The following is a 24,573-nucleotide window of genomic DNA, read 5'->3' as shown; positions in this document are numbered from 1 at the left end:
TCATCACTGAACTAACCAGCTAGTATCCTGCTTCTCTGAATTCGCCAACAGTATCAGATACTCAAGCAAGTGTCAGCTTGGGTGAGGAATCTCAAAACCTAGATGTCACCCAACAAATTTTACAAAATCTATCCCAACAAACTGCCCTCAACAGTCGCGTCAAAGAACGGATGCTTCAAGAGTCCCAGCAAGCCCGCATTGACAGGGCATTAATTAACACTATAACTGCTCAAACAGCCAAGGAACTTTCAGCTATCAATACCGCAGATCGTCGTAAGAGTATTGCCGCCGGTAATGCTGCTACTCAACAAATGGGGTTATTGATCATGCCTGGTGGAATGACCCTTGGTGCTGATTAGTAGCTTGGAACCGGTGAACAGTGATTGGGGGACTCGGTATTAATCCTTACTCAATAACTGTCGGTTTGCTGATTTGGATATGCCTTGTCAAATTACTAACAAGAAAATAGGTTTGCTCCAATTCGAGCAGATGTCAAAACATGAGCCAACTGACAGTTGATATTTTTTCAAAACCCTGATTTTACGTCGAGATAGTCGATAAATTTGAATAAATGATACATTTAATGGCGGATTCACTCCCCATCACTGGCGGTGAATCTGATGCTCTAGAAATTATTTCCAGTTCTTTAGAACTTTCCCGCGCCACAGTTGAGTCATGGAACAGCGTCTGGCTAGTTACTCTCGATTCACTCAATTCAGCATTATGGATTGGCTTGATTAAACTGGGCATTACCTTGGGAGCTGCCAGTATATTATTTGTCGCCCTGACCACTGGCAAAGAGATCATTGAAAAGCAATCATGGTCAGAATTAGCAGCTATCTTTGTTTGGCCCCTCGTGATTATGATTTTTTTGGGAGCCAACGGTAATGTCTTGGCCAACACAATTACCTTTATCCGAGGTTTTGCTTACAACCAAGTACAAAATGTTCTGCAATTGCAAGTTGGTGAACTCACATTTCGAGATGCTATTTCCAATGTCACAATTAGCAGTATCGCCAGACAACAACTAGAAAACCTTTATAGCGAATGTCAGGGAAAAGTGGGTACAGAGTTAGTTGAATGCTGGGACTCCAAGCAAGCCCAGGCACAGGCAATTGTTACCAAAGCTGAAGAAGAAGCAAGGTCTCCACTACAACCACTACGAGATTTTGCTAGTTTTCTCTGGAATAGAACTTTACCTGGGCAAATCGGTACTGCTGTTCAGTTTGCTACTGATCCAGGTAGTGTGTTTCGAGATACTGCAATTCCCATTATTCGCTTGATTCTCTATGCCTTGCAATGGGGTTTCGTCAATATTTTAGAAGCGGCGCTGCTGCTAACAGCATTATTTGCACCGATTGCGGTGGGTTTGTCTTTACTACCATTACAAGGTCGTCCTATTTGGGCATGGCTGACTGGGTTTATTTCCTTGTTTGGTGTTCAACTTGGCTACAACATTTTAGTTGGACTGGCAGCGGTAGTGTTAGTCAAGTCTGGTGCAGAGTTGGCATCTGATGTAGCATTTATGTTTTTCTTAAGTATTTTTGCACCAATTTTGGCAGTATTAATAGCTGGAGGTGGAGGAATGGCACTTTATAACGGCATTTCTGCCAACGTTAAAGGCTTAGTTGATATTTTCAGCAGTGCAATTGTCACTGCTACCAATATTGCCGTCCTCCGCAGGGGGTAATCATGCAAGTAAAACGACTTCAAGCTCCGTTGCTTCCAGAAGCTAAAAATATCTTAGCTATTTGTTTTCTTTGCCTAACTGCATTTAACGGTTTCATCCTGTTGTTGACACTGTTCACCGCTTTTAGGGTCAATAAAATTGCTGACCGCAAGACAACCTTTGCCCAGTTGGTAAATGGTGAAACTATCTACATTTCCGAACAAGACCGCAACTGGCGCTATCCAGCCGTGATTCAAAGAGTAGTTAGTGATTGGACAACCTTAACATTTAATTGGGATGACAAACTCACTGGTACTAATCAACCAGACCAAGGCGTTCAAGTTGGTCGAAATGGGCGCATTCCCATCAATGCCTGGTTCGCTTCCTTGCTGCTAGAACCAGAATTCGCCCAAGCTTCTTTACCGAAGATTGCGGAATTAGTTCCTAATACTGTCTTTTCCGGTCAACTTCGTAGCACCACGATTATTTCCTATCTTTCCGAACCCAGAGCAATAAGACTAGGGGAATGGGAAATCGATATGATTGCTACTCGAATTTTAGTTGACCGCACTACAGGCAGAGATGAACGTATTGCTTTTAACCGCACCTTTACTGTCCAGTCCGTGGAAATCCCCCGGTCGCCTTTAGGTAAAGATGCCCCTCTGGTAGAACAGAAAATTTATGATATGCGAGCTTCTGGACTACAAATTACCAAAATGGTTGAGTTTAATCCTCCGCGACGACGGTAAATTTTCTTAAATCAAAGACACAATTATGACCAATTCCAATCACAACCATGAACTTGATTACCTCAACGAAAATTCTGCTGATTCTGCGGTGGAATTCCATAAGAATGGCAGTAATCATCGTTCTCACCATGCAACTTTGGTAGCTGAGGAGGATATCACTCCTGAAGAGGAGCAGTGGTTGGCAGGTTATGACCCTACCGCAAATCAGCTAATTTCCGCAGAATATCGCTTGCAACAAGATGAAGAAGGAGCAGTAGAGCGACCGTTAGCAGAAAAACCCAGTGTCCGACTTGGCTCGGTCGTCGCCTTGGTGGGCATTGTGATGGGATCTGGCTCACTACTGTGGTTTGGATTTCTGCGACCCAAACCGCCTGTGCCACAAGTTGTGCAGAATCCTCCTCCATCTCCCAACAGCGAACCTATATTAGATGAATCTGCGGAACTCAAAAGCCGATTAGCATTTCAAGACCAACAACAACAACTCAAAGTGGAACCTGTTGCGGCTAAATCCCCAACTCCCGGCCCAGAAAACCAACCGGGAGCAACGCCATCGCCAACTCCATCACCACCTCCTCGCACAGTACCACCAGTACGTCCAGTTTCACCACGCACAACTACTGCCAGAATTGAACCTGCACCCATAGTGAGGCGGTCTCCTTCTCCTGTAAATTCTCCTGTGAGTTATGCTCCACGAACAATTGCACAACCAGTAGAACAGCCTGAAAGCAATGCTGATCCTTTAGAACAATGGCATCAACTGGCCAGATGGGGACAGTCACAAATCAGTAACGCCAGCATCGCCCAAACTCAGGAAAAATCCACACTCAGCAATCCAAGTTCCTTGAACTCTAGCACCGGAGCATCCAGTCCCCAAGATTCTGACCTGCAAACAGTTTTAATTGGCTTGAAAAGTGTTGATAGTCAAGTTGATCACTTAACTCCAGGAATGCTAGGTATCCTTAATCGTAAGTCTGTCAATTTGGTTGATGCCAATGCAGGCAATACGAAGAATGTCGCACTGGGGACATCTGCCCCAGGTAAGCTGATTATGCCGATGATTTGGGATGAGGGCGGTAATAATCCCCATAATCGATTCGCTGTGGAGTTAACCAAACCTCTCACAGCTACTGATGGCACTGTGGCGCTTCCTGCTGGGACTGTTGTGGTGGTTGAAACTACAGCAGTAGGTAAAAAGAATCACTTAGTATCTGCTAGTGGCATCGCTTTGGTTTATCCTGACTTGCAAGGTACTATCAAACAGGAAATGATCCCAGCTAATACCTTATTAATTCGCTCTCAAGACAAGCAACCATTGATTGCTCAACAGCTCCATGATGTAGGCAAAGAAATTGCTCAACAAGATTTATTAGTGGGATTACTCAGTAGTTTAGGAAGGGTGGGCAGCATCGTGAATCAGCCCCGTAGTCAATCTAGCACTGTGGTTTCCAGTGGCACTTTTAATCAAAGTACTATTACTAGTAGCTCCAATCCTCAAATTTGGGCAGCAGCATTAGAAGGATTTTTCACCCCAGTTAGCGATCGCTTATCTAGACGCTCGGAGCAGGCACTACAGGAATTACTCCAACGTCCTCATATTCAATTTATACCTGAAGGTACAGAAGTCTCTATTGTCGTCAATAATTTTTTGAACGTTGAACGATGAAACAACTTGTTACTTTTGTTATTAGTACCACCACCATGATGTTTGGTGTCACAGCCCCTGTTGTACAGGTACTAGCCCAAACTCCGGCCTATCGCTTGATTGCAAGGGATACAGCTGCCAGCGATCGCATTCAGGTTCCAGTGACTCCAGGACGTGCTACGCCTATCAGCTTTAGTCAGACCGACGAGGCGATCGCCTACATTTTACTAGCAGACGCTTCACGACTGACTTACACCACGGATACAGATATCAACAGCGGACGTGCTACCACCATCTTTCTCCGAAAAATCCAACCGCTAAAGTTTCCAGGGGCTACCACCACCGCCATGACTAACTTACTTGTTCAAACTCTAGACCAAAAGGGACAAAAGCGATTGTACAACTTTGATATCGTTCTCCAGCCTCATCGCACTGAGTATGTTGGTATTCAGATTGCCAATGCTATTGCTGGTCAGCAGACAATCTTAGTAGATACAAATCGTAGAGTTACAGTAGATGACATTGAAACTGGACTGAGAATTGCTTTAAATCGGGGTTACACGCACAACAGTGATCCAGTTGTCCTGAAAGTCCGCCAGGCTTTAGCCCTATTAAGAAATAGCAGCGCCACGATCCCAGAAGTCGCAACCTCTGTAGGTGTACCAGTTGAGGTAATTTCCGAATTGGGGAAAATTGCGTCGGGTGAAGGTTTATTGGGGCGATTACGCAACGCTAAAGTTCGCCAGTAAAAAAAGTATCCCTAGCTTAACCTACGGCCATTTCGTTGCCAAATTTGGCGTGATCGCGTAGCTAACGGCTAAAGCCGTATCGCGTAAAGCCCTGACGGGTATAGCTGCACTTACCTCGGAGCGTCTCGTAGAGAAGCGCTGCTGCAAAGCAGATCGCTCCAGCAAATTATCCCCGCTCTCTTCCGTAACTGTTCACACTCAGAGTAAAGTCGGCATAATATCGTCGAGCCTCAGTTGTAAATTTGGAAACAGGTAAGAAGATATAGACTCTCCCAAACGATATTGTTGCTGCTGGTATACACCATTAACTAACTGACAGATTGTGAAAGTAGGTTGCTTTGGATTACCGATAAATTGCAAACCACCTAAACCCCGAAAGTCCACAATCCAATATTCTGAGATATTCAAAAAAGCGTATTCTTCCACCTTTCTGGCATAATCATCTTGCCAATTGGTGCTGACAACTTCCGCAACCAGCTTAATAGTACTACCGTTACAAATAACTGGTTCTTTTTGCCAAAGGGGTTCTTGACTCAGTTCTACTTGATCTAAAACAACTACATCAGGACGCAGCGCTGTCGCTTCAGCATAAAGTGGTTTTATCAAACAATTTTTGGGAATTAACCAGTTGAAATTAGCACGAAAAATTTCGACATAGATTCTACCAGCAATACTCCCGGCAACAGCTTCGTGAGGACCAGTAGGTTCCATATCTCTAAGTTCACCATCAATTAGCTCATAGCGTGTATTATCCCCATATTGGGCGATAAACTCCTCAAAGCTCAGTAGTTTGGGTGGGGTGTAGGTCATGTTTTAACGGGAAGTAACTTAATTGTCAAACAATTGTCCAATCACGCTCTTCTAAGACATCAGCAATTGTATCATTGGTAGAAAAACCCAATCTGTAGTACAGGAATTGACTGTATTAATCATAGTAATCCCCATTTTAGCCAACAAATTTTTTATCAGAAATATGCCTAGCTTCTTGGAGCAATCCTGCGAAGTTTCGGAGGGTCTATCAAAAAAGAATACTTCTGTGATTAGCGAAGAGGCTGAGAGTTCGGGGGCTTTATAGCAGGGCAAGCCCGAACCCTCTGCGCCAAGCAAAGCGGAGCATGGGTACTCTTCCCCGCCCTTTTAGGGCGTTTGAACTGGGGCGGAGTTAAAGCTCCGTTTTTTGTCTTCTCCCTTGCTCCCTGCTCCCCTGCTTCTTTTGACGTGCAATATTTGAATTGTACTAGTCAACTTTTTAACACTTCAATCACTTTTTCCAAAAGTTCCATTGGCTCAATCGGCTTGGCAATAAAAAATTGAAACCCTGCTGCTAAAATTCGTTGCTCATTTTTGGCTCCAGCAAACGCAGTCAGAGCGATCGCACGCAGAGGATTACTATTCACCAACCTTCTTTCGGGTGGAACACTTTGCGAACAAAAGCGCTTTCCTAACGCCGAAATTTCTTCTTCTTGTTCTAAACTGCGGGAGCGAATTTGCTCAATTAATGTAAAACCATCCTCAACTGGCATACTGATATCACTAATTAGTAGGTCAGGCTCTGTGTGTGCCAAAAATGCCAATGCTTCTGCAACTGATGCCACCACTAATACATCTGCCCCTGCACCCTGGAGAACCGTTTGAATTAACCTCCGAGCATCTGGATCATCATCCACAACCAGGATACAAAAGTTCTGTAATGCGGCAGTTTTTTTGCGAGTCCGAACTCCTGCGACTATTGGCAATAGTTCATCGTTGCTTAAGTCTGCGTTCATGGTGGTTATAGGTAGCCTCACCGTAAATGTTGATCCTTGTCCTAATCCTGGACTGGTTGCTGTAATCTGTCCACGGTGAAGTTCTACAATGTGACGAGCGATCGCTAATCCTAACCCCAATCCAGCCGCAGAACGAGTAGTAGAAGCGTCACCCTGACTAAACCTGTCAAACACATAGGGTAAAAACTCTAATTCTATACCCCTCCCCCTGTCAATAACCGTAATCTCAGCTTGAGATTTAACTAACTTCAAACTAACCACGACACTTTCATTCTTGGAACTAAACTTAATGGCATTGGCAAGCAAATTCCAAACTACTTGTTGTAGGCGGATAAAATCACCTAAAACTAGAGGTACAGCGTCATCAAAATCTAACTGAATTTGAATATTCTTGGTTTCAGCTGACAAGCGAATAGTGTCGGCGGCTGACAGAATCACATTTGCTAAGTCAACCAATCCGATTTCCAAATTCATCTCGCCCTTCTGTATCCTCACCAAATCTAACAAATCATCAATTAAGCGAACTTGCAGACGGGCATTTCGTTCAATCGTTTCCAGTCCCTCAATTTTTAGGGATTCATCCATCTTTGATTCAGTTAACAGTAATTGCGCCCAGCCGTGAAGATTATGTATGGGGGTACGTAACTCATGAGACAAGACGGCAACAAATTCATCCTTGACACGATTGATTGTGGCCAGTTCCTCAGTCTTTTGTCTGAGTTCCTCCTCTACACGCTTGCGTTGCGTGATATCAATACCGATTAAAAACGCGGCTTTGTTCTCGTCATATTTTTGAGCCACGATTAAATAACTCCGGTCTGCTTTGACCAATTTCAACTCATATAGTGCTTCTGATTGATTTTCAGCAAAGAACTTTTCTACAAACTCACAAAATCCATTACCACCACCTAAGAAACCAATATCCTCACCGACAAAAGCTTCGGGAGGCAAATTAAAATTATCAGCCAAGTGCCTGTTTACACCTAAATAACACAAATCAGAACTAACCCAAGAGACAATTCCTGGTACTGCATCTAGTACAGTCTGCAACTGATCTCTAGCTGCTTGCAGTTTTCTTTCCGCTTGGTTACGTTGGGTAATATCTAAAAATATACTGACACACCCCCGCACTTTGCCATCTTCATCAAATAAAGGGGTAGCATACTGCAATAGGTTAATTCGGATACCATCATTACGAACTACCTCAATCTCATAATCTAGTATTTCTACACCATGAGTTGTAGCATTTTGCATCGCCAGTTCTTCTGGAGCTAGTTCTTTGCCATCCCGAAAAATTTTAAAGTTCGTGGGGCGTTGATCAAGAGGAGCGCTCAGAGAGGCATTGGCGTTTACGGGTATACCCAGCAGTTTGGCAAAAGCTGGATTAACTCTAATCATCTGGCATTCTGGATCTTCGGCAATCCCAATGCCAATGGGAATCACCTCTAATAAGGTTTGTAGTTCTCTAACTCGTCGATTTAAAGCTTGGTTAAGTTTGATAATTTGGGCTTCGGCTTGTTTGCGGTTGGTGATGTTTTGAAAGACTGCCAAACCAGTCATGCTTGTGCTATTTTCATTTTTAACTGGAAACGTTTGCACTAAATAAACCTGATCGCCATAAGGTATTTCAATACACGTTGGAATTCCTTGTAATGCACTACGGTAAGCTGGTGCTATCAGCTCGTAAGTCTCAGTGAGAACAGTCTCATCTAGGGTTTTACCTGGGAACTCTTCTATTGCTAAACCGAAGATATGTGCTTCTGTACCTTCAGCCAGCGTAAAGCGCATATCTTGATTGAACAAAAAAACTACTCCATTGGGTAAATTCTTTGTTAGTGTTCGGTAAAATTCTTCATTCTGACGTAGCGATCGCTGATTCTCTAATAAACCTTCCAAATTGGTTTGAGCTTCTGTTTTATCAATATCTGACTGCTGTTTGCTTGACTGGAAGTTAGCAATTAGCGTATTTATTACTATACCTTCGACAATAAATAAGACAAATTCGAGATGATTTCGAGTAGAAAATGGATCTGTAAACAAGTAATGACTAGCTAAACCCGCCAACAACACTGATATCAGTCCTGAAACTATGTTGCCGTACCAAGTACTGATAGAAACCGCAATCAACCACAAGCTAAAAGAACTCGTAATTCCAACTAGATGCTCTAGTCCTAGTTTTACTAGCAAAGTTACTCCGACACTGAGAAATGCCATCCCGTAGGGCAGATATTTTTGTCTGATGAATAACATAGAGGTTCTTTGGAGAGACAGAACAGTTGAGATTTGTTAAGTTGCAGACAGCCTTAAGGTGATTTAACTACATTTACATTGAGTTATTCTACAAATAATTGACAAAAATTTTCAAGATATTGGCGATGCCTTCTCTACGAGACCTCCGCGGTAAGCGCAGCTATGCCGCAGGCTTTACGCTCCAATTCAAAAAAGGTCAACACTGCTGGACGAGAATAACCAGATTTTGTGGGATCAGGGAGTGTGGGAAATAGAGCAGTCCCTCATTTAACTTCTGTTGGGTTTTGCTCCCAGAAGGATTGTTGTTGTGCAGTTACGAAAAACCAACAGCTATCGCTGCATTGAGTGGATTTTAAAATGAAATTAGCGCCGCAATCATGATCCACACTCTTTCAACTTTCCCTACAACAAGTTATTTTCCATTTCAACTCACCCCACAGCAGCATAAAGCTTTGGATAAAATGTGGAAATTTGTGCAGCCATCCGTCTCAGCTGCTTTGTTTCTGTTAGTTGGATATGCCGGCACTGGTAAGTCAACTATAGTTTTCCAACTGGTTAAAGTTCTTGTCACTATGGGTCAGCGAGTTGTATTGACCGCACCCACAAATAAAGCTGTCGGTGTACTGCAACGCATGGCGGCAGAAAATGGCGTGACTGGCGTAGAATTTTTCACGATTCACCAGTTATTAGGACTGGGTATGGTGACTAGAGGTAAAGAAAAAGTCCTTGAGCAAACCGGCCCTTCTTACATCAATTTGTTTGATGTTGTCTTTGTTGATGAATGTTCCATGATTGGCAAACAACTCTGGAACTGGATTGAGAATCTTGCTCACCAATCATCCATAAGGACAAAACTCAAAATAATTCTCATGGGTGATCCTGCACAATTAAATCCAGTGAATGAAGGAAAATCCCTGAGTTTTCAAGTGCGAAATAAAGCCATATTAACTCAAGTTGTGCGTCAGGGAACTGGTAGCCCCTTGCTAGAGTTTGTCACGGCTTCTCGTTATGCAGTTACTAAAAGCCGGATTCCATTTGAGCCTTATGCCAAATATCTGCCTGATAAAAGTAATGGAGCGTTGATGGTTAAACGCCAAACTTTGCTGCGATATGCCTACAAAAAGATGTCTAAAGAATTTGTCAATAACCCCGATTGTTTGCGAATTTTGTGCTGGACGAATGCTCAAGTTGACTTTTATAACCAGCAAATTCGTAAACATTTATATGGTGAAAATATAAATCGATTTATTTCTGGAGAACGATTAATAACCAGAGACCCGGTAATGGCTCCTGATAGTAAAAGTGTGATTCTTTCTACATCTACAGAATTCACTGTTTTAGATGTTTCTGAAGACCGTTATCACAATTATCATGCTTGGCGGTTAAAGATCAAGACAGATGACGGAATCGTTCGTCAAATCTACGTTTTACATGAAGATGAGGAAAAACGATTTAACCAAGAAACTAAACACTTACTCAAAACTGCCAAGCGTAATCCCTTTTTGTGGAAGCAGTATTACAAACATTTAGAACAGTTTGCCCATGTAAGAAACTGCTTTGCACTCACTGTTCACAATAGTCAAGGTAGCACTTTCTTAGAAGTGGGTATTGACGGTAAGGACTTAAGTAAGCGACTTCATTCAGAACGAGGAGATGACGGTCAAGCGGTTGTTGCTAAGTTTAGAGAGTTTAATCGTTTGTATTATGTTGCCAGTTCACGGGCTAGACAACGAATCTTTATCATTCGTTGATGCGTTGTATACTCCTACCCTGCAATCTTTAATTAAGGGTAGGCTTCCAACAGCCCGATGAATGGTATTGTAGTATTTATAATTATGTAGCAGGCATGGATATTAATACATATATTAAAGGGAGTTTTGTACCTGATGAGTTAGTAAAGATACTTAATCGTATTCTTGAAGGTAATGCAAATCCAAAGGATATATCTTACTGCGGCAACATCTTGTGACATTTTTTTAGTTACAAATAATTCCCAAAAGCAAATCAGTCTAGCAGTTCCAGAGCTTAATAGTTTTGAATTTGAAGTAGTCATTGACTCTTGCTTATTGCGAAAGTTTGATGAGTTCTTGTTATTCAACTTTCTTCTGTTTAACATAATTACGGAAGTCATCTATTGTGAGTTGATTGAGCCATTGATCACGTTCTTTAGTATAGTCACAATAACCTACTTCTAACTGTTGTAAAAACCTTAGTGTTCCTGCTACTCCTAACGCATTGATGAGAGCTTGATATCCTTGTTGCCTAATTTCCGTCAGTTTCATTGTTTTCTTCCTCTGTTTGCAAAATATTCATTAACCAAATCGTAGGGTTTTCTACTTCTATATTCAAAATACTTTTAAATTTTTCTTGCTTTCCTCAGCAGTCTGTCATCAGTTGTCAAAAATACATCAGCATCTCCAGCTTCTGCAAATGCCTGACGTAAATCATATTGTGTTTGTAAATTTAACCAAAACTGGGCAGTGTTGCCAAAATAGTGGGATAGACGCAAAGCTGTATCTGCTGTAATACTGCGCTTTCCAGATAAAATTTCGCTAATTCGTGTCTGAGATACACCTATATCTTTGCTTAATTTATAAGGTGTGATATTCAACGGTTCTAAAAATTCAAGTTGTAGGATTTCGCCTGGATGAATGTTTGACAAACGGTTGTTATTCATCATGATTTTTATTGCCTTCAATTTCTTGTTTACGTTGCTGCACTTCGCGGTTGTCATTTTCGGTACGTTCGCTACTTCCAGGCATTTTCCGTTTTTTAGCCAGTTGGCGGATGTTAATTTGTTGTTTTACACTATTACGCCACTGTTCTCGATTAATTAAATCCAACTTTTGACAAATACTGGGAATAAACCGGGTATCAAAATTTTCAATGGGTACATTCTCCCAGCGTTTCGATGCATCACAGTGTCCAGCTTGACAAAGTACCCACTTATCTCGGTCTGGATTGTACTGCGGCATGATTAAACGAACTAAATCCTGTGCGACTAGACCAGAATCTTGGCAACAAAAACATCGCCACCGGGGATAGAAAATTTCCTCCTCTTGGTTTTCCTCTTCAGATCGCAAAGGAATTGGTTCAAATTGGGGTAAGTCATCAATCATGTTTTTTCACCCCAGATCAAGTTATTAGCATCCGCCCACTTGAAAAATTCCCGTCGTTCTTTTTCTTCTTGACGATTCTCAGCGTAAAAACCAAATTGTCCCAGAGAGCGAATTTTTTCGATCCACTCATTGCGACAGGGGTGATTTTGCCATTGTTGCTGCTCAACTCCGGGACTTCTACCCTGCACCTTCATCCATTCTGCTGATATCTCTTGCCAGTGTGCCTCTATCCACTTGTGGGGAAGTTCTGGGGGATGAGGGAGTTTTTGGGCTTTTTCTAAACCAAACTTCAAAAAACTCTCTCTCTGGCTCTTTGAGAGAGAATCTTTAAAGTCTTTAAATTCTTTATTAATCTTAGGGTTTTGAAACGCTTGCTGCTTAATCGTTTCCGGCGGCGATTGTAACCCTGGGGTGACAACTGTCACCTGTGGGTGAATCTTGTTACCTGGAGGTGAATCGTGTAACCCTGGGGTGACAACTGTCACCTGTGGGTGACAGCAGTTACCTGGAGGTGACAAGTCTGTGACACTATGAAAAGTGTCATATTTACATCCTTTAGGAATGACTTTTAGGATATATTCTGCATCTTCTAATTCAATGTACGCCTTCTGCTTTAGAACGGAAATTGACTCATAGACAGTTTTTCTGGAAATACCCAATTCTTCGGCAATTACAGATGCTTTGATTTTCAGTCCATTACTGTAGGGGTCTACAGTTCGTAAGTAGTAAAGAATGCTTAACTGAGATTTGGTCAGATCCTTACAAGCACTTAGCCACTCATCAAGCTCTAGAGGATAAAATTTCTTATGCATCGTTTTGCCCTGATTCTTGATTAAATGTGACTAAAACACCAAATTCTGAGTAAATAGACTTTATTAGACCAGCTTTTTGGACTGTGCAATCCCCAAACAAGTGAATGCGCTTTTGAGGATCTGGGTAGTAGAGAGCAGTTTGCTTTTGGGTTGGGAGTTGGCAGCAGTCTCTCAGCCATTCTTCATGTAGGCGAGGGTAGAACACATCCTGTAATTTTGAGATTCCCTGTGTCATAATTTTCTAAAGAAATTTTCATCCCTAGCTCCTGTTCACCTCAACAGGGGCTTGTTTTGCCGTAGTCAGTCATCATTGCTAAAGAACAAAAATGACTAATGGCAACTGATGCTGATTTGTTGATATTGCTCTAACATTAGATAAGGAGGTTACTAATCTGTAAATTAGCCTATCGCTGTATAAAGTAACGGTCAATTAGCCAACTAGCTAATTTTAGTAATGAAAGTTAACAATTCTGTCTCAGCTATTTCTTGCCCAGTGTCCCCCCTGTCTCAATCTTTTGATGCGACAATCAAGCGGTATAGGATTAGTGCCAAACGTTTGTCTGGTGAAACGAAGGTGTCAGAAAATCACATTTCTGAGTTTCGCCGGGGAAAATGCGACGTTAGCACTACCACTTTGTCAAGGTTGTTGGATGGGATGGAAGTTTTAGCTCCTGGTTCCAAAGAATTCTTTTATCAATTGGTGTCAGGTAAAGAGAATCAGTCAGCCACATCCCTGAAGCGATCGCTCGTGGAAGTAATTCAGACTGCGGATGAGGATGAACTATTAGATGCAATGGCTGAAATTACCAATCGGTTTCGTTCTCTCCGTAACTTTGGGACTGTTTCTTCGGCTGAATCTTTGATTAATGCCAATCATTGCGCTTAATATACAGATTTATATAGAAAAATTTAATCTAGACATAACAATCCCAATCCAGCTAAAATCAGGTAAAAAATTGGTAAATATAGGTTTAAATCATAAAAACAGCGAAAAAATGGATGGCTCAATTGCTTTTGGGTAAAGATTCAGGTCGCAGAAAAAGGAATCAAGGAAGGTAAGCAATTGTATGACTAACGTGTGTGCGTAATGCGTCTCCAAAGAAATCGATAACAGAGCGTTGCTGAAAACGACGAGTTTGCACGACAGTTAATAGGCTTGCAGTATCGCCAAACCGACACAGAGAGCGTAAATTGCCACTAACTGTTCGTTTAGTAACAGCTAGTCGGTAAGAATTCAGCGATTACAAAAAGCTGTAATTTTTCTTTTTCTGCTATCGCAGTCACCCGGATAGTAGTAAACTACCCACACTGACCCGAAGCGGGTACAGTGGGGGCTTTTAGTAGCCCTGAACTGTCTGTACTGAGTTCACAAAACAAACAGTTCGTGCCTCTGGGCTGGCTTACAAAAACAGCCCCAATAGCAGCAATATTTTTGGCTCCGTTTAAATCAGCGTCCCCACTCCAAGAACAAGCCTCATTAGTACATTTGAAACGTTTGTCAGAACGCAGTCCAATATGTAGGCATTGATGGCAAGTTTGACTTGTCCAAGCTGGCGGAATAGCAATTACTTCTACACCGAATTGAATGCCTTTGTATTCCAAAAAAGACCTTAACTGATAAAAAGACCAAGAATTTGAACGTCTACGTTCTGTCTTATTTCTTGGCTTTTGATTAGTCCTTTCTCGGATACCCATTAAGTCTTCAATTACCACTACTGCATTATTTGTTAATGCGGACCTAATTATAGACTTACTAATGTTATGGTTTAGCCACCGCTGAAATTTTCTCTCCTTGCCCGACAGCCGTTTCAAAAGTTGTCTAGCCCGGCGGCGAGTGCTTCTTGTGCCTTTCGTAGCTTTTTTCTGGAGAGATGCTCTTACTCTGGAAAATTTATCTCTAACATCGTTGATTTGTTTTCCATCCCACTTGTCACCATTGCTAGTTACAGCAATATCACGACGACCAAAATCAACACCGATTACATTATTTGATTTGATTGGTGTTGGTGGTTCATCCTTAATTTGAATGTGGATGTAATAGTTACCGTCACGGTGTTTACATAATTGCGCTGATGTCGGTTTTCTACCTTTTAATTTACCTCTTTGATAATTACCAGCATCAATTTTGATGTGTTCTCTGCCATTCATCAAAGTTAAACTAACAGCCCAGTCTTGCTCTCTGAACGAAAAAATTCTGGCATCATAATCAGCCGATGTTGGACTAAAGGTTTTGACTGGCTTGTCTTTTTGTTTGGCAGTTTTGCGATTAGCTCCCACTCTGGCACAAGCACGAACAGCTAAGTTGGCACTCAACCCAAACAAAGCGCGAATCTCGTTATATACCATATTTTGAATAGTGGTCTTACTGGTGATCTGAGGCTTAACTTTCTGATTGGCATAGTTACACGCATCAGCAAAAGCCTTCAGTACCATCTCGATATCCTCAGCTTGTTTTTGAGTAGGGTTGAGTTTGCAAACTAACGTCACTACTTGTTCCATGATTTCGACTTAATCACATATGAATATAATACATCAAAACAGTCGTGTTGTAGCAAAGATTTATTTGGCAAAAACTCAACTATCCCCATCCTGCTCAAACCTACGGTTTGATATAGTCAGAGGAATTGCGGAAATAGGTGACGCAACCAGAGATAAATCATCTTCACTATCCTCACCCTTAAAGGGTGCTGAGTTTAATACTCATGCTGTTGATGGTGTAGCTCTTGCCGCTTCAGCTTTTGTTGAATATCGAAAGTACCACACAACAAAAATTGATGGGGCTGATTGGTTTGGGAGCGTCACAGTTACACCTGCAATATTTAAGGTAATTTGTCGCCCTCCTTACTCCCGTCGTCAACTTCACTTGATGCTTCCCGCAAAAGGTGGGTTGCGCCATAAATATGGCGGTTCTACAACCCGTCACGGATTACGCAAAGGAGATTTGGTTAAATTTCCTCAAGGAATTGGCTATGTGTCAGGAGACACCGAAAAACAAGTATCTGTCAGCAACGCTAACTGGAAACGGTTAGGACAGATTGCTTCTAGTAAAGTGCAGTTAATTCGTCGTTCCAACGGGTTAATTGTTGCTTAGAAGTATTTGTAAAGCCGCCCTCCGCGTTGCTAAAGGGCGGGGTTTCAGACCCTTTCGATCATCATGACTCAAACAGCGCCAAAACAAAGGCTGAATTCGGCAAAGCAGAGCAAACAAACCAGTGCAGCTACTTCTAAAATTGAGCCAAACGAAAATGAAGGAGCAGCAAATGGCGCAGAAACGCCTGTAGGTAAGAAGAAAAAACCTGCATCTCCAACTGCTGATACTCCAACTGCATCCTCAAATAAGCGTACTAAGAAACGGTCCACCAAATCAAAGTCAAAATCGCAACCACTCATCGAATTAGGGATGGAGGTAGTTTGTGAACAAACTAAATTTTTCGATGCCCTCTTTTTAGTTAGTTGCGCTACCCCAGCTAAACCTACCCATCCTATTCTTGCTAATGTCCTGATGATTGCAGATGTCGCAACACAGCAGATACATTTAACTGTCACCGATTTAGCCCTAACAATTCAAGCAAGTTTTGAGGCACAGGTTTTATTAAAGGGTGAAATTACTGTCCCAGTGCAAATTCTCTTGGAGATAGTCAAGCATTGTCCTAATGGTCATATCTCCCTGAATAGTCAAATTCAAATGACACAGCTTGCTGATGACGACCAGCAAAGTAAAGTCTACTCACTGGGCTTATCTGATGCAGATGGGAAGTATGAAATTAGAGGCATGGGTGCTGAAGAATTTCCTCCTGCTCATACAATTGATGCTACTCCCATTTCTCTGCCAACAACTGGGTTCAAAGATGGTTTGAAAGGTGTGATTTATGCCGTCAGCACTGATGAAAATAAATATATTTTGACCGGAGTGCATATTCAACTGGCACAGGAGAAATTAAAGTTTATAGGTACTGATGGGCATCGAGTGGCCACCACTGAAGTTTCAACTCAAGGAATTGGCAGAAAATCCCGCAAACAAGTAGCATCTCCAGAGGTCATCCAATTTACTATTCCTGGTCGAGTCTTGAAGGAACTAGCGCGGAACTTGGATGATGCTGTCGAATCCATTCATCTGCTCTATGATGCCCAAAGTCATCGTTTAGGTTTTGCTTGGCAGGATATCATGCTCAAATGTCAATGTCTTGAAGGCACTTACCCCGATTGCGAACAGTTATTAGCCAAATTTAGCTTTGACCAAGAAGTGGTAATCGAAAAAGCACTTTTAGTTAAGGCTCTGGAACGTTTAGCTGTGTTGACAGATAAAAAAGAGAAAGGTATTTACTTGCAGTTTGATGGAGCGTTGCAGCAGCTACGGCTATCAATTGAACGGGAATTTGGCAAAGGTGATCAGGTGGTTGTTGCTCATTTACCACCAGAAATGTCATTGAATATCCAGTTTAACCTCAAGTATTTAGTAGAAGCGGCTAAAGCTATTCCTAGTTCGGCGATTAAAATCCATTTGCAGCAATCAGATCATCCTGCCATGTTAGTTCCTTATGGAGATCGACCCAATCCAAAAGCGCAAATGTCGATGCGGCAATTTTTACTGCCATTGTACAATTCAAATGGTTAATAACTGCTTACACAGATTAGAGCCGAACGGCTGACCGCAGGGTAGTCCAGCGACTTGGACTAATGAAAAATTAAGGTTTTTAACCTGCGTTCGCGTAGCGTTCCGTAGGAAAGGCAGGTTTTGTCTGCGTATCCGTGACTTCTAGTCGCCAGTTGACACTGAGCGCAGTCGAAGTGGGCAAGTAATAATTTAGACTTTTCAAACCACCTCTAAGCTTGGCGGTAATCTTTGCCATTGACCTCGATATCCCCTAGTAAATTACTAGGGCTGTTATTACTAGGGGATATTTCCGCTTTACTAGGGTTTATTTTGGTATCCCCCAGTAAATTACTAGGGCTGTTGTTACTAGGGGATATTTCCGCTTTACTAGGACTTATTTTGGTATCCCCTAGTAAATTACTAGGGTTGTTATTACTAGGGGATATTTCCGCTTTACTAGGACTTATTTTGGTATCCCCTAGTAAAATCTCACCCCCTTAACAGGGGTAAGGGCGACGAATTCAGATAAAGCTTATGTCTACAGTCGCCCTACATCACAAATATCGACCCCAAATCTTAGCAGAATTGGTGGGACAGCCATATATCAAAACTGCGCTCACAAATGCCGTCAAACACCTGCAAATTGCACCTGCTTATTTGCTCACAGGTTCTAGAGGTACAGGTAAAACCTCAACTGCACGCATATTTGCTAAATCTCTCAATTGTCTCAATACTAAAAAACCAACTGACCAACCTTGTGGTATTTGTCAATCCTGCCGTTCAATCGAAAGTAGCAATAGTTTGGATGTGAGCGAAATTGATGCTGCTTCTCACAATGGTGTGGATGATGCCCGCACTTTGATTGAACGTTGTACTTTAGCACCAGTGGCAGGACGTTACCGAATATTTATTCTTGATGAGTGTCTATCAGGTGATTCTTTAGTACTAACAGACTCTGGATGGATGCGAATTGATGATCCAAACATCATTAATAAAAAAGCCCTCTCTTACAACGAAAAGACTCAGCAATGGGAGTTCAAGGCTATCACTCGACATTGGAGCAAAGGTCAACGCAAAACTCTTGTTATCAAAACAGCAACGACTGAGATTCGTTGTACTCCTGAACATTTAATTCGGACAGAAAACGGATGGAAGAAAGCAGAATCAATTCAAATAGGAGAGAAAATTTTGGTGGCTCCAAATACATTCCTCCCAAAGAGCGACTCGATATACTCGAATCTATACGACCCTTTTGTGCTTGTGGATGTGGAGAACGACTTAATATTCCCTCCTTGTATCAACGCTGCACAATTGAATATATTGTCAACACCTACTGGAAAAAGTACCCGACCAAGCAGAACCACTATATTAAGCAATCCATTGAAGATAAAATTGCCGTGCTTGAACCATCACGACCTTTTTGTGCTTGTGGATGTGGCAGAAAACTTGATATCCCAATGTATTTACTTAAAGACGGAGCATCTGTTACCAGCATCCTTCAGCATTGGAAACAACATCCCAATTACCATCGGCATGGTGGTCGGCAACGCGCAATCGAAAATAGGAATAATGCCCTCATACCTATTTCACTTGAGAGCCTGGGACGGATATATGGAACCTTACTTGGTGATGGTTGCATTAACTACGCCCATGCTAAATCGCTGTCGCCCAGATTGTCCTGGACTCACGGAATTAATCAAGAAGACTGGTTACGATATAAATGCAATCTCCTACCCGAACTCGATGCTAAGATTGCAATCTTACCCAATAAAGGCTACGGTGAAACATCCATTCGTGCCAGAACTATCTGCCATCCAGACCTTCGAGAAGTCTGTGCCGTGGTACGACCAAATGGAAATCAAAAACAGGTTAATTCAGAATGGCTTAATCAGATTAGTGAAGAAGGATTGGCATGGTGGCACATGGATGATGGACACCTTAAGCACCTTCCTTCAGGGTCACTATCTGTTGCATTGCATACTGAAGGGTATTCGGAATCAGAAAATAGACTTTTACAACAGTGGCTTGAATCATTTGGATATTCAGCTACTATTTGGAAAATTAGAAAGCCAAACAAAATCTACTATTGTCTTGGACTCACAACCCAGAGTAGTAGAAAGTGGGTTGAATCCCTCAGTAAATACGCAATTCCAACAATGGGATACAAATTCAACCTCCGTTGAATCAGTTCATTGGTCAGACCTTGTAGAACCAGTGTATGACTTAGAAATAGCAGATAACCACAATTTTGTTGCCAATGGGTTATTGGTGCATAACTGCCATCAACTCACAACCCAGTCCCAAAATGCTTTACTCAAATGTATTGAAGAACCACCGCCTCATGTGGTTTTCATTCTCTGCACCACAGAACAACACAAGGTGTTACCTACTATTATCAGTCGTTGTCAGGTGTTGAACTTTCGCACTTTGTCTGTGCAGGCAATTGTGCAGCATCTGCGTATTGTAGCCGATGCGGAATCTATTACTATTAATGATGAGGCATTGAGTGCGATCGCTCGACTCAGCGATGGTGGTTTACGGGATGCACTGCAATTACTCGGTCAGGTGAGACTTTTGGATACAGCTATCACTGCCCATCATGTCATGGAAATGGCTGGCGGTGTTACCGAAACGGAACTAATGGCAATTTTCCAGGCCATATCCACCAATAACACTTTTAATCTCTTGCAAGTTGCCAGAGAATTAGTAGACTCTGGTAAAACGCCCAAATTGATTCTGGCTAATTTACTGCAAACATACCGAGACTTACTGATTATCAAATCTGCACCCCAATCACAAGCTTTGCTGACTGGTTGTCTTAGCCATACCCAACTGACGACTTTAGCAAAGCACTGGAATTTTGATACCCTGAATTTGTCTTTAGCAGAGTTACAAAAAGCAGAAAGCTATCTGCGGTCTGCGGTAAATGCTGCGGTATGGCTAGAAGTTTGTTTACTGAACCTGATGCCTGGTTTATTGCCTGTCGCTGCCACCAAAACGGTAAATAAACCCATGTATGACAAAGGACATAGTGGCAAATTGTTACCAACATTTGGAGTATACACCACAAACAAGGTGACTGCTAAACCTGTGGATGACCAAGGGGATGATCGCAAATTATTACCAACCGTTGCCGCCAATAGTAGTAACCTGGCTCAAATTTGGCAGCAGGTATTAGATACAGCCAAACCGAGCAGTCACAAGCTGTTGAGTCATGCAAAGCTGGTGAAGTTGCAAGATAACAAGGCAATTTTAGAAGTGACACCAGTTTACCGCCAAAAGTTTGAGGGCAATAAACAAGCGATCGCTAAAATGTTGCAACGAGCTACCCAAAGTCAAACACCCATCACTGTGTTGATTCAAACTGCCAATTACGGCAATCATGGGGGGTGAGAGGATGATTGTTTTGCTCACAGGTGACGACCAACACGCGATTCAGGAACAGCTGAACCAATACAAAGCAGAGATTGATTTTCAATGGCTGACACTATGCTATCACCGATTTTCAGCTGATCACCTTGACCGAGCCATGAGTGTAGCCCGCACTCGTTCGCTCACAGGTGGTAAAAAACTGGTGATCGTCGAAAATTGCCACCTCAAACAGTGGGGCATGACTGAGTTAGAAACTTTGCAGCAACTTATGCAAGTGCCTGAATCTACAATTTTGGTGTTTGTTGCTACGAATATAGATAAGCGTCTGAAGATTTACAAACATCTGGTCAAGTATGCCAAGTTGCTGGAGTTGCCATTAATACCACCTTGGCGGACTGATTTGATTGAAAAGGCTATTAGCACTGAAGCTGAAAAAATTCACCTGCGGCTGTCACCGGATGCAGTGGCATATTTAGCTGTAGCAATTGGTAATGATATCACCCGTGCAGCCACTGAGTTACGTAAACTGTCTATCTATGCTCATGGCAGAAAACTCAAGTTGGCAGAGGTGAAAGAGTTAGTGCCATGTCAAACCCAGAATAGCCTACAACTGGCAGCTGCTATGCGTCAAGGTGAAAGTAATCAAGTTTTGCAATTGCTCGATGATTTGCTGTCTCGCGCAGAACCATTAATGGTGATTGTTAGCACCCTGATAACGCAGTTTAGAACTTGGTTATGGGTTAAATCTGCGATAGTTTCTGGGGTGAAGAAAGATAGTGAATTAGCTCAACTGTGCAGAATCAGTAATCCTCATCGCATTTACTATTTGCGTCAGGAGGTAGCAAATACAAGCATCAATGCTTTAGCTAAAGCGGTGGCGATGATGTTGGATTTGGAGATGTCTATTAAGAGGGGTGCTGAAGGTAAGGATTTATTACCAGCTATTCTTAGTGCTAGCAGGTTATTTAAGGTAGTTTAATCAGCAGAAAGTGATAATTTTGGATTTTGGATGAGATATTTGATTTCTGTCTAAAATCCAAAATTAGTTGCTTAAGTTAGTCAAGGAGAATTTGTTAATTCCGCAATTAATTGGTCAGGAGTGAGAATTCGAGGTGTCACGACGGGAAAATCTTGAGGATTACGGGTAATAATCGCATCTAATTGATTGACTACCGCAGTGGAGTATTGAATGGCATCTTCAAAATCCTTAAAATGGGTTGTGAAAGCCATTGTAATTACAACCTGATTTACTGTGGCAATTTGACAAAAAGTAAGTATTTCTTGCAAAAACTCAATAGTTAAATCTCGACCCTTCTGTTTACGGATAATATAGTAAAGGTCACTAATAGTTGATGCTGAAATGTAGCCTTCTATTTGCCCCTGTTCAACAAATGCTAAAATTGTTTCGCTATTAGTGAAGTAAGGCTGTCGTTCTAGGGCAATATCTATAATTATGTTAGGATCAAGCAATACTTTCACAGATTATGTTTTTCCTTTAAATATTCCCATCTAGCTTGATCTGGATCAAAATCAGGAGGTGCTGGTTGGGTTTTTTCAAACCAGTTTTGCAAAGCTTTGATTTTGGTTCGTCTTCTAGGTGTTTCTGGTGCTGATTCGCTTGCTGGGGTTGTGGTATTATCAAGTGTATCAGTAGCTTGCCAAACTACAATTTCCACATCTCCAGGAGGTAAATTCAGTGGTTCGGTAATTACCAAGTTACCAGATGAATCAATTTTTCCTTTGAGTTTGTATGCTTGCATAATATTTTTTATTAGATTCTATTTTTATATTATCTCACGTTAGACCAATCTAGCTAAAGCGGTGGCGATGATGTTGGATTTGGAGATGTCTATTAAGAGGGGTGCTGAAGGTAAGGATTTATTACCAGCTATTCTTAGTGTTAGCAGGTTATTTAAGGTAGCTTAATCAGCAGAAATTTAACTGATAATTTTGGATTTTGGATGGGATATTTGATTTCTTTCTAAAATCCAAAATTAGTTGTTTATAAGCAGCGAGATAAGATTTATGGAACGGTGTATTCGCAAAAAATCTTCAGACCCACTTTGATCAAATATAAAACGATGACAGTAGCGATCGCCGGATCAAGGGGTAAGCCTGATAGAGTAGTCACAGAGACTATTAACCCTGTCAGTAAAGGAGCGCTGGTTGGATTTTTGGTATATTCTTGGAATTGAGCGCGAAAGCCATCATCACCACAGAGTTCTTCGCGCAGAATTTTCAAGGTAGATTCCCAGAGAGATTTATTGCCATAGACTTCTATACCCGTTTTTTCCTGCCACAGTTCATCAAAACTGGTGTCAAATCTGCCGTTATATTTTTCTAGAGTGGTAAATGCTGCTTGTGCTGGGGTGTAGTCTTTGAGAATTTGCTGAATTTCTTGGATTTCGGCAGAGGTTAACTGGGTAGTCATGTTTTTATAGGTTATGTTTTTCTTTTAAAGATTCTCATTCTAGATTATCTCGTACTGACCAAATTATGTCGCGTGTTTCTCCAGTACAATCTTCACCTGTTACCTCTTTCCACATTATTTCAAATTGGTCTTCTCCTAGTTGTTTGAGCATTCTGGCTAAGGCTTTACAACTTCCGTTAATCCACTCTAATTGATGCTCAAAATTTATTCCCCAAAAACGAATATAAATCTTCATAGCATCAAGATAGTTTTCTTGAGCTTCCAAAGCTCTACCCCAATTTCCTAATGTTAAGGAAGCTTCAGACCAATGCTGAAATTTATTGAAAATAGTAAAGGCTTTTTGATAATAATTGATTGCAGCTTCATTATCTGGTTCTTGTTTCATCCAGCTTAGTGTTCCTAAGTTATGATACACATGAGCGACTCGGTAATCATTTCCAGTATCTTCAAAAAACTTCAGAGCGTTTCTATAAAACCTTTCTGCCTTCTTATAATTCTCTAAACGTAGTGCAATTCCACCCAACTGGTGGTGTGCAAGAGCAACTCTATGAAAGTCTTGATGGTTTTGAAAAATGCCACAAGCTTTTTGGTAGTATTCAGTTGCTTCGCCAAAACTATGTTCTTCTTCAGCTACTTGACCCATGCCATAATAGTCGTGAGCAACTTCATACCAATCTCCAGCACATTTATGATTTTCAAGAGCTTTTTGATAATATTCGCTTGCTCTTTTAAGTTCTTTTTGTTGCCGATATGCCATGCCCATCTGGTAATAAATCCCAGCCGCTTGATACAAATTTTTACCACCCTCATAAATTTCAATAGCTTTTAGATAATAGTTTAAAGCTTCTGCAAAATCTCGCTTTTTATCTGCAATTCTACCTAGATTATCATACATAACAGCAATTTGTTCATTTGCTGATGAATCATGTAATGCAATCAGATCATTGAGGATGATTTGATAATTTTTTCGGGCTTTTTCTATGTCTGATTTTTCAACCAATTCCTCTATATCTACTATCTGTAAATAAATCCAAAAGTTAAAAGCACTTGCGCCTTTTTTCTTAGCTTCTGCCAAGTACATACCAACTTTACAAAGTGCCTGTTTTCGCAATGATTTCAATTCAGATTTACGTCCTAGTTTCTCATATATTTTACCTAACAATTGCAAAATAAAATGAGCCAGTTCCCATTTCTGAAACTGTTCTGCCAATCGCAAATTTTGCAAAAAGTTTGGTTCCTCAAATATGAAAATTGAAGTTGCTTTCTGAGTGTTATGAACTAGTTGTTTATGATACTGATCCGCCCACATTGAATAGAAAATAAGCAACTTTTTTTCTATTTTACTGATTTCCTCCTTAGTGTGAGTATAAACGGGAGCAACGCGATTTTGTGAGTTTGGACAAAAAACAAGCGATCGCTA

Annotated in this window: 23 protein-coding genes and 1 pseudogene; 11 read left to right on the top strand and 13 right to left on the bottom strand. The window is 41.5% G+C overall.

Annotated elements, in window-relative coordinates; all coding sequences use genetic code 11:
• Nucleotides 1–77: 77 nt before the first annotated feature.
• The 5 genes from ACM0OW_RS24230 to ACM0OW_RS24210 all read left to right on the top strand — a co-directional run bounded on the left by ACM0OW_RS24230 (nucleotide 78) and on the right by ACM0OW_RS24210 (nucleotide 4,809).
• A complete protein-coding gene (locus tag ACM0OW_RS24230; protein ID WP_414553069.1) occupies nucleotides 78–359 on the top strand; it encodes a hypothetical protein in 282 nt (93 codons plus the stop codon).
• A gap of 224 nt (nucleotides 360–583) precedes the next feature.
• Nucleotides 584–1,690 carry a hypothetical protein gene (locus ACM0OW_RS24225; RefSeq protein ID WP_414553067.1) on the top strand — a complete coding sequence of 369 codons (1,107 nt, stop codon included), beginning with the start codon at nucleotides 584–586 and terminating at the stop codon, nucleotides 1,688–1,690.
• A gap of 2 nt (nucleotides 1,691–1,692) precedes the next feature.
• Entirely contained in the window at nucleotides 1,693–2,418 is a 726-nt protein-coding gene (locus ACM0OW_RS24220) for a hypothetical protein (protein ID WP_414553065.1), read from the top strand.
• 25 nt (nucleotides 2,419–2,443) lie between these two features.
• Nucleotides 2,444–4,081 carry a hypothetical protein gene (locus ACM0OW_RS24215; protein WP_414553063.1) on the top strand — a complete coding sequence of 546 codons (1,638 nt, stop codon included), beginning with the start codon at nucleotides 2,444–2,446 and terminating at the stop codon, nucleotides 4,079–4,081.
• Entirely contained in the window at nucleotides 4,078–4,809 is a 732-nt protein-coding gene (locus tag ACM0OW_RS24210) for a hypothetical protein (protein ID WP_414553061.1), read from the top strand. The genes ACM0OW_RS24215 and ACM0OW_RS24210 overlap by 4 nt, the downstream gene beginning before the upstream one ends.
• Before the next feature lie 198 nt (nucleotides 4,810–5,007).
• Here the strand turns inward: ACM0OW_RS24210 and ACM0OW_RS24205 are convergent, their stop codons facing one another.
• A complete protein-coding gene (locus tag ACM0OW_RS24205) occupies nucleotides 5,008–5,619 on the bottom strand; it encodes a Uma2 family endonuclease (RefSeq protein ID WP_414553060.1) in 612 nt (203 codons plus the stop codon).
• A gap of 431 nt (nucleotides 5,620–6,050) precedes the next feature.
• Nucleotides 6,051–8,825 (bottom strand): ATP-binding protein, encoded by a 2,775-nt coding sequence (locus ACM0OW_RS24200; protein ID WP_414553058.1) that lies wholly within the window; start codon nucleotides 8,823–8,825, stop codon nucleotides 6,051–6,053.
• Between the two features lie 377 nt (nucleotides 8,826–9,202).
• Between ACM0OW_RS24200 and ACM0OW_RS24195 the strand changes: the two genes are divergently transcribed.
• On the top strand, nucleotides 9,203–10,576 hold the full coding sequence (locus ACM0OW_RS24195) for an ATP-dependent DNA helicase (protein ID WP_414553057.1): 1,374 nt from the start codon (nucleotides 9,203–9,205) through the stop codon (nucleotides 10,574–10,576).
• 339 nt (nucleotides 10,577–10,915) lie between these two features.
• Here ACM0OW_RS24195 and ACM0OW_RS24190 read toward each other — a convergent pair whose 3' ends face one another.
• The 5 genes from ACM0OW_RS24190 to ACM0OW_RS24170 form a co-directional block, all read right to left on the bottom strand.
• On the bottom strand, nucleotides 10,916–11,107 hold the full coding sequence (locus tag ACM0OW_RS24190) for a hypothetical protein (protein WP_414553055.1): 192 nt from the start codon (nucleotides 11,105–11,107) through the stop codon (nucleotides 10,916–10,918).
• 74 nt (nucleotides 11,108–11,181) lie between these two features.
• On the bottom strand, nucleotides 11,182–11,502 hold the full coding sequence (locus ACM0OW_RS24185) for a HigA family addiction module antitoxin (RefSeq protein WP_414553071.1): 321 nt from the start codon (nucleotides 11,500–11,502) through the stop codon (nucleotides 11,182–11,184).
• Complete coding sequence (locus ACM0OW_RS24180; protein WP_414553054.1) at nucleotides 11,495–11,944, bottom strand: hypothetical protein; 450 nt, start codon at nucleotides 11,942–11,944, stop codon at nucleotides 11,495–11,497. Before ACM0OW_RS24180 ends, ACM0OW_RS24185 begins: the two co-directional genes overlap by 8 nt.
• A complete protein-coding gene (locus ACM0OW_RS24175) occupies nucleotides 11,941–12,756 on the bottom strand; it encodes a hypothetical protein (RefSeq protein ID WP_414553052.1) in 816 nt (271 codons plus the stop codon). The genes ACM0OW_RS24180 and ACM0OW_RS24175 overlap by 4 nt, the downstream gene beginning before the upstream one ends.
• Nucleotides 12,749–12,991, bottom strand: a complete 243-nt coding sequence (locus ACM0OW_RS24170) for a hypothetical protein (protein ID WP_414553050.1) — start codon at nucleotides 12,989–12,991, stop codon at nucleotides 12,749–12,751. Before ACM0OW_RS24170 ends, ACM0OW_RS24175 begins: the two co-directional genes overlap by 8 nt.
• Nucleotides 12,992–13,210: 219 nt before the next feature.
• Here ACM0OW_RS24170 and ACM0OW_RS24165 point away from each other — a divergent pair, with 219 nt between their 5' ends.
• The gene (locus ACM0OW_RS24165) at nucleotides 13,211–13,642 is read left to right on the top strand and encodes a hypothetical protein (RefSeq protein WP_414553049.1); all 432 of its coding nucleotides are present in this window, start codon (nucleotides 13,211–13,213) and stop codon (nucleotides 13,640–13,642) included.
• Nucleotides 13,643–13,782: 140 nt separating this feature from the next.
• Here the strand turns inward: ACM0OW_RS24165 and ACM0OW_RS24160 are convergent.
• Both ACM0OW_RS24160 and ACM0OW_RS24155 read right to left on the bottom strand, forming a co-directional pair.
• Nucleotides 13,783–13,988 (bottom strand): annotated as a pseudogene (locus ACM0OW_RS24160) (IS66 family transposase); the annotation flags it as partial.
• A gap of 67 nt (nucleotides 13,989–14,055) precedes the next feature.
• Nucleotides 14,056–15,255, bottom strand: a complete 1,200-nt coding sequence (locus ACM0OW_RS24155) for an RNA-guided endonuclease InsQ/TnpB family protein (protein ID WP_414553047.1) — start codon at nucleotides 15,253–15,255, stop codon at nucleotides 14,056–14,058.
• Between the two features lie 64 nt (nucleotides 15,256–15,319).
• On the opposite strand from ACM0OW_RS24155, the gene ACM0OW_RS24150 reads away from it, so the two are divergent.
• The 4 genes from ACM0OW_RS24150 (at nucleotide 15,320) to holA (ending at nucleotide 21,701) form a co-directional block, all read left to right on the top strand.
• Entirely contained in the window at nucleotides 15,320–15,847 is a 528-nt protein-coding gene (locus ACM0OW_RS24150; RefSeq protein ID WP_414553046.1) for a hypothetical protein, read from the top strand.
• Nucleotides 15,848–15,910: 63 nt separating this feature from the next.
• A complete protein-coding gene (gene dnaN, locus ACM0OW_RS24145) occupies nucleotides 15,911–17,371 on the top strand; it encodes a DNA polymerase III subunit beta (RefSeq protein ID WP_414553044.1) in 1,461 nt (486 codons plus the stop codon).
• Nucleotides 17,372–17,884: 513 nt separating this feature from the next.
• Entirely contained in the window at nucleotides 17,885–20,743 is a 2,859-nt protein-coding gene (locus ACM0OW_RS24140) for a hypothetical protein (protein ID WP_414553042.1), read from the top strand.
• 4 nt (nucleotides 20,744–20,747) lie between these two features.
• Complete coding sequence (gene holA / locus ACM0OW_RS24135) at nucleotides 20,748–21,701, top strand: DNA polymerase III subunit delta (RefSeq protein WP_414553041.1); 954 nt, start codon at nucleotides 20,748–20,750, stop codon at nucleotides 21,699–21,701.
• Nucleotides 21,702–21,781: 80 nt separating this feature from the next.
• Here holA and ACM0OW_RS24130 read toward each other — a convergent pair whose 3' ends face one another.
• The 4 genes from ACM0OW_RS24130 to ACM0OW_RS24115 form a co-directional block, all read right to left on the bottom strand.
• Nucleotides 21,782–22,201, bottom strand: a complete 420-nt coding sequence (locus tag ACM0OW_RS24130; RefSeq protein ID WP_414553039.1) for a type II toxin-antitoxin system VapC family toxin — start codon at nucleotides 22,199–22,201, stop codon at nucleotides 21,782–21,784.
• Complete coding sequence (locus tag ACM0OW_RS24125; protein ID WP_414553038.1) at nucleotides 22,198–22,482, bottom strand: hypothetical protein; 285 nt, start codon at nucleotides 22,480–22,482, stop codon at nucleotides 22,198–22,200. The genes ACM0OW_RS24130 and ACM0OW_RS24125 overlap by 4 nt, the downstream gene beginning before the upstream one ends.
• Nucleotides 22,483–22,745: 263 nt before the next feature.
• Entirely contained in the window at nucleotides 22,746–23,153 is a 408-nt protein-coding gene (locus ACM0OW_RS24120; RefSeq protein ID WP_414553036.1) for a hypothetical protein, read from the bottom strand.
• Between the two features lie 34 nt (nucleotides 23,154–23,187).
• Nucleotides 23,188–24,378, bottom strand: a complete 1,191-nt coding sequence (locus ACM0OW_RS24115) for a tetratricopeptide repeat protein (RefSeq protein ID WP_414553035.1) — start codon at nucleotides 24,376–24,378, stop codon at nucleotides 23,188–23,190.
• Between the last annotated feature and the right edge of the window lie 195 nt (nucleotides 24,379–24,573).

The sequence above is a fragment of the Anabaena sp. CCY 0017 genome, from assembly GCF_963920885.1.
Lineage (GTDB): Bacteria > Cyanobacteriota > Cyanobacteriia > Cyanobacteriales > Nostocaceae > Nodularia.
This window is presented reverse-complemented; position numbering and strand designations above follow the sequence as displayed.

Coding starts and splice junctions, on each gene's coding strand:
- ACM0OW_RS24225 (WP_414553067.1), top strand. CDS start 584: ATGGCGGATTCACTCCCCATCACTGGCGGTGAATCTGATGCTCTAGAA.
- ACM0OW_RS24220 (WP_414553065.1), top strand. CDS start 1,693: ATGCAAGTAAAACGACTTCAAGCTCCGTTGCTTCCAGAAGCTAAAAAT.
- ACM0OW_RS24215 (WP_414553063.1), top strand. CDS start 2,444: ATGACCAATTCCAATCACAACCATGAACTTGATTACCTCAACGAAAAT.
- ACM0OW_RS24210 (WP_414553061.1), top strand. CDS start 4,078: ATGAAACAACTTGTTACTTTTGTTATTAGTACCACCACCATGATGTTT.
- ACM0OW_RS24205 (WP_414553060.1), bottom strand. CDS start 5,619: ATGACCTACACCCCACCCAAACTACTGAGCTTTGAGGAGTTTATCGCC.
- ACM0OW_RS24200 (WP_414553058.1), bottom strand. CDS start 8,825: ATGTTATTCATCAGACAAAAATATCTGCCCTACGGGATGGCATTTCTC.
- ACM0OW_RS24195 (WP_414553057.1), top strand. CDS start 9,203: ATGATCCACACTCTTTCAACTTTCCCTACAACAAGTTATTTTCCATTT.
- ACM0OW_RS24190 (WP_414553055.1), bottom strand. CDS start 11,107: ATGAAACTGACGGAAATTAGGCAACAAGGATATCAAGCTCTCATCAAT.
- ACM0OW_RS24185 (WP_414553071.1), bottom strand. CDS start 11,502: ATGAATAACAACCGTTTGTCAAACATTCATCCAGGCGAAATCCTACAA.
- ACM0OW_RS24180 (WP_414553054.1), bottom strand. CDS start 11,944: ATGATTGATGACTTACCCCAATTTGAACCAATTCCTTTGCGATCTGAA.
- ACM0OW_RS24175 (WP_414553052.1), bottom strand. CDS start 12,756: ATGCATAAGAAATTTTATCCTCTAGAGCTTGATGAGTGGCTAAGTGCT.
- ACM0OW_RS24170 (WP_414553050.1), bottom strand. CDS start 12,991: ATGACACAGGGAATCTCAAAATTACAGGATGTGTTCTACCCTCGCCTA.
- ACM0OW_RS24165 (WP_414553049.1), top strand. CDS start 13,211: ATGAAAGTTAACAATTCTGTCTCAGCTATTTCTTGCCCAGTGTCCCCC.
- ACM0OW_RS24155 (WP_414553047.1), bottom strand. CDS start 15,255: ATGGAACAAGTAGTGACGTTAGTTTGCAAACTCAACCCTACTCAAAAA.
- dnaN (WP_414553044.1), top strand. CDS start 15,911: ATGACTCAAACAGCGCCAAAACAAAGGCTGAATTCGGCAAAGCAGAGC.
- ACM0OW_RS24140 (WP_414553042.1), top strand. CDS start 17,885: ATGTCTACAGTCGCCCTACATCACAAATATCGACCCCAAATCTTAGCA.
- holA (WP_414553041.1), top strand. CDS start 20,748: ATGATTGTTTTGCTCACAGGTGACGACCAACACGCGATTCAGGAACAG.
- ACM0OW_RS24125 (WP_414553038.1), bottom strand. CDS start 22,482: ATGCAAGCATACAAACTCAAAGGAAAAATTGATTCATCTGGTAACTTG.
- ACM0OW_RS24120 (WP_414553036.1), bottom strand. CDS start 23,153: ATGACTACCCAGTTAACCTCTGCCGAAATCCAAGAAATTCAGCAAATT.